The organism is Pseudomonas putida W15Oct28 (genome assembly GCF_000708715.2).
Taxonomy (GTDB): Bacteria; Pseudomonadota; Gammaproteobacteria; order Pseudomonadales; family Pseudomonadaceae; genus Aquipseudomonas; species Aquipseudomonas putida_R.
Genome location: NZ_JENB01000086.1, coordinates 1 through 4,177 on the forward strand (window position 1 = coordinate 1; position 4,177 = coordinate 4,177).

5 protein-coding genes are annotated in these 4,177 nt (G+C 63.8%); 2 read left to right on the plus strand and 3 right to left on the minus strand.

Features of this window, described 5'->3' with window-relative positions:
• Nucleotides 1–278: 278 nt before the first annotated feature.
• Both AK81_RS27485 and AK81_RS27490 read right to left on the minus strand, forming a co-directional pair.
• The gene (locus AK81_RS27485) at nucleotides 279–656 is read right to left on the minus strand and encodes a RidA family protein (protein WP_043204387.1); all 378 of its coding nucleotides are present in this window, start codon (nucleotides 654–656) and stop codon (nucleotides 279–281) included.
• Nucleotides 657–668: 12 nt separating this feature from the next.
• Entirely contained in the window at nucleotides 669–1,805 is a 1,137-nt protein-coding gene (locus AK81_RS27490; RefSeq protein ID WP_043204388.1) for an NAD(P)/FAD-dependent oxidoreductase, read from the minus strand.
• A 115-nt stretch (nucleotides 1,806–1,920) separates the two neighbouring features.
• On the opposite strand from AK81_RS27490, the gene AK81_RS27495 reads away from it, so the two are divergent.
• Together AK81_RS27495 and AK81_RS27500 are read left to right on the plus strand one after the other, a co-directional pair.
• Entirely contained in the window at nucleotides 1,921–2,514 is a 594-nt protein-coding gene (locus AK81_RS27495; RefSeq protein WP_043204390.1) for a helix-turn-helix domain-containing protein, read from the plus strand.
• Nucleotides 2,515–2,621: 107 nt separating this feature from the next.
• Complete coding sequence (locus tag AK81_RS27500) at nucleotides 2,622–3,407, plus strand: sulfite exporter TauE/SafE family protein (protein WP_043204391.1); 786 nt, start codon at nucleotides 2,622–2,624, stop codon at nucleotides 3,405–3,407.
• Between the two features lie 3 nt (nucleotides 3,408–3,410).
• Here the strand turns inward: AK81_RS27500 and AK81_RS27505 are convergent, their stop codons facing one another.
• Nucleotides 3,411–3,950, minus strand: a complete 540-nt coding sequence (locus AK81_RS27505; protein ID WP_043204392.1) for a histidine phosphatase family protein — start codon at nucleotides 3,948–3,950, stop codon at nucleotides 3,411–3,413.
• Nucleotides 3,951–4,177: the final 227 nt, after the last annotated feature.

Sequence of the window (4,177 nt, forward strand, 5' to 3'; positions counted from 1 at the left end):
AACAGTTCCCGCCCCGAAGCGAACCCCGCCCCCACGATCACGCCGACAAATGCGCCGGCAATCTTCAGCTGCTCTTGCATGTGAACCTCTGGATTTATTGTTGTTGTCTTACTGCCACCGTGTAGCTTTTGTGGGAGCGGCCTTACCGGTGCGCCGGACCGGTCGGAAAGGGGCGCGGAGCGCCCCCGGGATTTCTGCATTTCTACATAGATCGCCGGGGCCGCTGTGCGGCCCTATCGCGACACAAGGCCGCTCCTACACATGGGCTTTGTGTTCGGTTACACGTCGCCGACAAACGCCTGCACTTCAATCTCCACATCCACCCCCAGCGCCAAGGCCGAGGCCACGGTCGAACGCACTGGCAGCGCCGCACCGAAGAACTCCTTGTAGACCTCGTTGAAACCGGCGAAGTGGCTCATGTCCGACAGCCATACCGTGGCCTTTACCACTTGGTCGAAACGCGCGCCGCACGCCGCCAGGCTTTCGGCGATGCGCTCGCAGGCTGCGCGGGTCTGGGTCTGGATATCGCCGCGCACCACTTCGCCGCTGGCACTCATCGGCACCTGGCCGGAGAGGAACAGAAAACCACCGGCCTTCACTGCACGGGAAAACGGGAACGGTAGGCTGCTGGGGAAACGCTGGATGTCATTGCTCATGGGATGTTCCTTTCATGGTTGCTGGAAGCGGGCTGGGGACAGGCGCTCGGGCGCCACACCCTGGCTGACAAGACTAGGGCACAGGGGTTGACCAAGCAGCAGGTCGGCAGCCAGGCGCGAGGCGCCGGCGGCCGACTGGATGCCATAGCCACCTTGCGCCGCCAGCCAGAAAAACGCGGGGACGTGCGCATCGAAACCGATCACCAGGTCGCCGTCGGCAACGAACGAGCGCAGCCCGGCCCAGGAGTGGCTGGGGCGGCGGATCGCCAAGGTGGTCATGGCTTCGATGTTGTAGATGCCCAAGGCGACGTCGAGCTCTTCTGGCGCGGCGTCCTGGGGTTCGACCGGGTCGGCGTTGGCTGGCGACCCTAGCAACTGACCGGCGTCGGGCTTGAAGTAGAAACTTTCGTCGACGCCGATTACTGCCGGCCAGCGAGCGAAGTCCTGGTCTGCCGGGCCGGGGAAGGTGAAGGCGCTGCGCCGGCAAGGTTGCAACCCGATGCGCGCCACGCCGCACTGTTCGGCCACACGGTCGGCCCAGGCGCCAGCGGCGTTGACCAGCTGGCGCGCCTGCACCCGGCTGCCGTCGCCCAGCTCCACCTGCCAAAGGCCGTCCAGGTCCCAGGCCTGGATCAGCTCGGCATTGCAGCGCAGCTCACCGCCGGCGGCGCGATAACCGCGCAGGAAGCCTTGGTGCAGGGCGTGAACATCGATGTCCATCGCACCTGGCTCGAGCACTGCGCCGGCCAGGGTTTCGCCACGCAGGCTGGGCACCAGGGCCAGGGTGGCGTCACGGTCAAGCAGGCTGACTTCGGTGCCGTTGGCCAGGTTCTGCGCATGAGTCTGCTCAAGCAGCTCGCGCTGCTCCACGCTGGCCACATACAGACAGCCGCGCGGTTCCAGCAGCGGGTGCTCGCAGAAGCCTTGCGGCGGCGTTTCGTAAAAGGCCCGGCTGGCGCGGGTCAACGCCTGGATCTGCGGGGTGCCGTAAGCCTCCATGAACATGGCCGCTGAACGCCCGGTGGAATGGTAACCAGGCTGTGATTCGCGCTCGAGCAACAGTACGCGCTGCTGGCCAGCCAGGCGGTAGCCCAGCGAGGCGCCGGCAATGCCGGCACCGATGATCAGGGTGTCGTAAGTCGGGGTCATGCACGCTCCTGCCAGGATAATTATCATTTATGAGAATTCTAATATATGAGAATTTAGAAATGCGCAAGTGTCCAAGGTAAGATGCCCGACCAACGCCGTATGCCGAGAACCCTGAATGCCCGCTGCCCTACCCCTGCTTGACCGCGCTGTAGTCGGCCAGCGCCTGCGCCAGGTGCGCAAGGCGCGCCAGATGACCCTCAAGCAATTGTCCGAAGCCAGTGGCGTGCCGGTGTCTACCCTGTCGAAGATGGAGCTGGCACAAGTTTCGGTCAGCTACGAAAAGCTGGCCGCCGCTGCACGGGCGCTGAATGTCGACATTGCCCAGTTGTTTCGCGCCAGCGCTACGGTCAGCGCCCCGGTGCCGGTGACGGTGGTGGTCGACTCGCTACCTGCGGCGGCGGGGTACTCCACCGGCACCTACGATTACCACCCGATCGCTGGCGACTTCCCCGAGCGACGCATGACCCCGGCCTATGCCCGCATCATTGCCCGCGAACGGGGCCAGTTCGACGATTTTATCCGCCACCCCGGCCAAGAGTTCGCGCTGGTGCTGAGCGGGCGGGTGCGCATCGAGTTCGAAACCGGTGAAGCTGTGAGCATCGGGCCGCAGGAAACTGCGTACTTCGATAGCCAGGTGGGGCACATCTATCTGTCGGAAAGTGAGGATGGCGGGGACGCGCATGTGATGGTGGTGATGACCGATCGCTGACAGGCTGCACGGTTATAACCTAATAACGAACAAGTCTATTTGGCTATAAAAAAATCTATATGCTGGCTGCATCCGATAACGGGCAAAGATGGGCAGTCGAGTAGCGTATGGATGTAGGTTCTTTCGGTTTCACCATTGCTGGCCTGGTCGTGGGTTTCATCGTCGGCATGACCGGCGTTGGTGGCGGTTCGCTGATGACCCCGATCCTGTTGTGGTTTGGCATCAGCCCGGCGACGGCCGTCGGTACCGACCTGCTCTATGCGGCAATCACCAAGGCCAGTGGCGTCTGGGTGCATGCGCGCCACAAGAACATCGACTGGAAGATCACCGGCCTGCTCAGCCTGGGCAGCGTACCCGCCGCAGCGCTGACACTGTGGTTCCTCAACACCCTGCACACCGACACCTCGGCGCTCAACGCCATCATCAAGCAAGGCCTGGCGGTGGTACTGATCCTGACCGCGCTGGCCATCCTGTTCAAATCGCGCCTGCAGGCCTTTGCCAGCCGCCATGCCGGTGACCACTATCACCTCAGCGACCGCAGCCTGAACACCCTCACCGTGCTCACTGGCGTCGTGCTGGGGGTAATGGTCACCCTCACCTCCATCGGTGCTGGCGCCCTCGGTACCGTTGCGCTGTTCCTGCTGTACCCGTTTCTGGTCACCCGCCGCCTGGTCGGTACCGAAATCGCTCACGCCGTGCCGCTCACGCTGGTAGCAGGCCTGGGCCACGCCGGCATGGGCAACATGGACTGGTCGCTGCTGGGCTACCTGCTGCTGGGCTCGCTGCCGGGCATCTACCTGGGCAGCCACCTCACCGGGCGCATCTCCGACCGCGTACTGCGCCCGTGCCTGGCGGCGATGCTGCTGCTGATCGGCTACAAGCTGGCGTTCTGATCCTCAACCCAGGCGCAGGCGCCACTGCCCGGTAAAGCTCAATTCGAGGCGCGAAAGCGGCAGCACGTCGATACGCTGGCTGGCCTGCATCGGGCACCCCAACACCTGTACCAGCACGGCGCGCATGACCATCGGGTGAGTCACCGCCAACCACTCACCCGGCGTGTCGAAAGCCGCCAACCAGGTGGCCACACGCTGGCATAGCGCAGCGAACGACTCCCCACCATGCACCGCACTGGCCGGGTCTTGCAGCCAGTCTGCCAACGCCAGCGGTTGCTCGGTTTGCAACTGTTTCAGCGGCAAACCCTGCCAACGCGCAAGGTCACAATCGGCCAATGCTGGCTCGATCTGCACCTTCCCTGACAACCACGCCGCCGTCTCGCAGGCCCGCCGCTCTGGCGCAGTCAGCACCTGCATGCCGGGCACAATAGCGTCAGGTTGTTGGGTCAACGGCAAGATGCCGTCATCTGCACGGTGCAGGCGCCCGGTCTTCTGGGCCTGGGTCAGGGCATGGCAGATCAGGGTCAGGCGGACGGCTTTCACCGGGGCTCTCTCGCAGCGGGCTGGGGCCCATGGTTTAGCATGCTGCGTAGCTTTTGGCTGCAGGAATGTCGCCGCCCGCACAAACGCGTATCCCTTGTAATCGATGGACTCGCCCCCGCCGAGGCATCACAGTGCCACGGTGGCGTTCAAAGAAGCCAACGGCAGCGAGGGCGAGACCATGAAAAAGCATAGTTCGAAGCACGATCCCCTGTCTTCCACTGATGTGG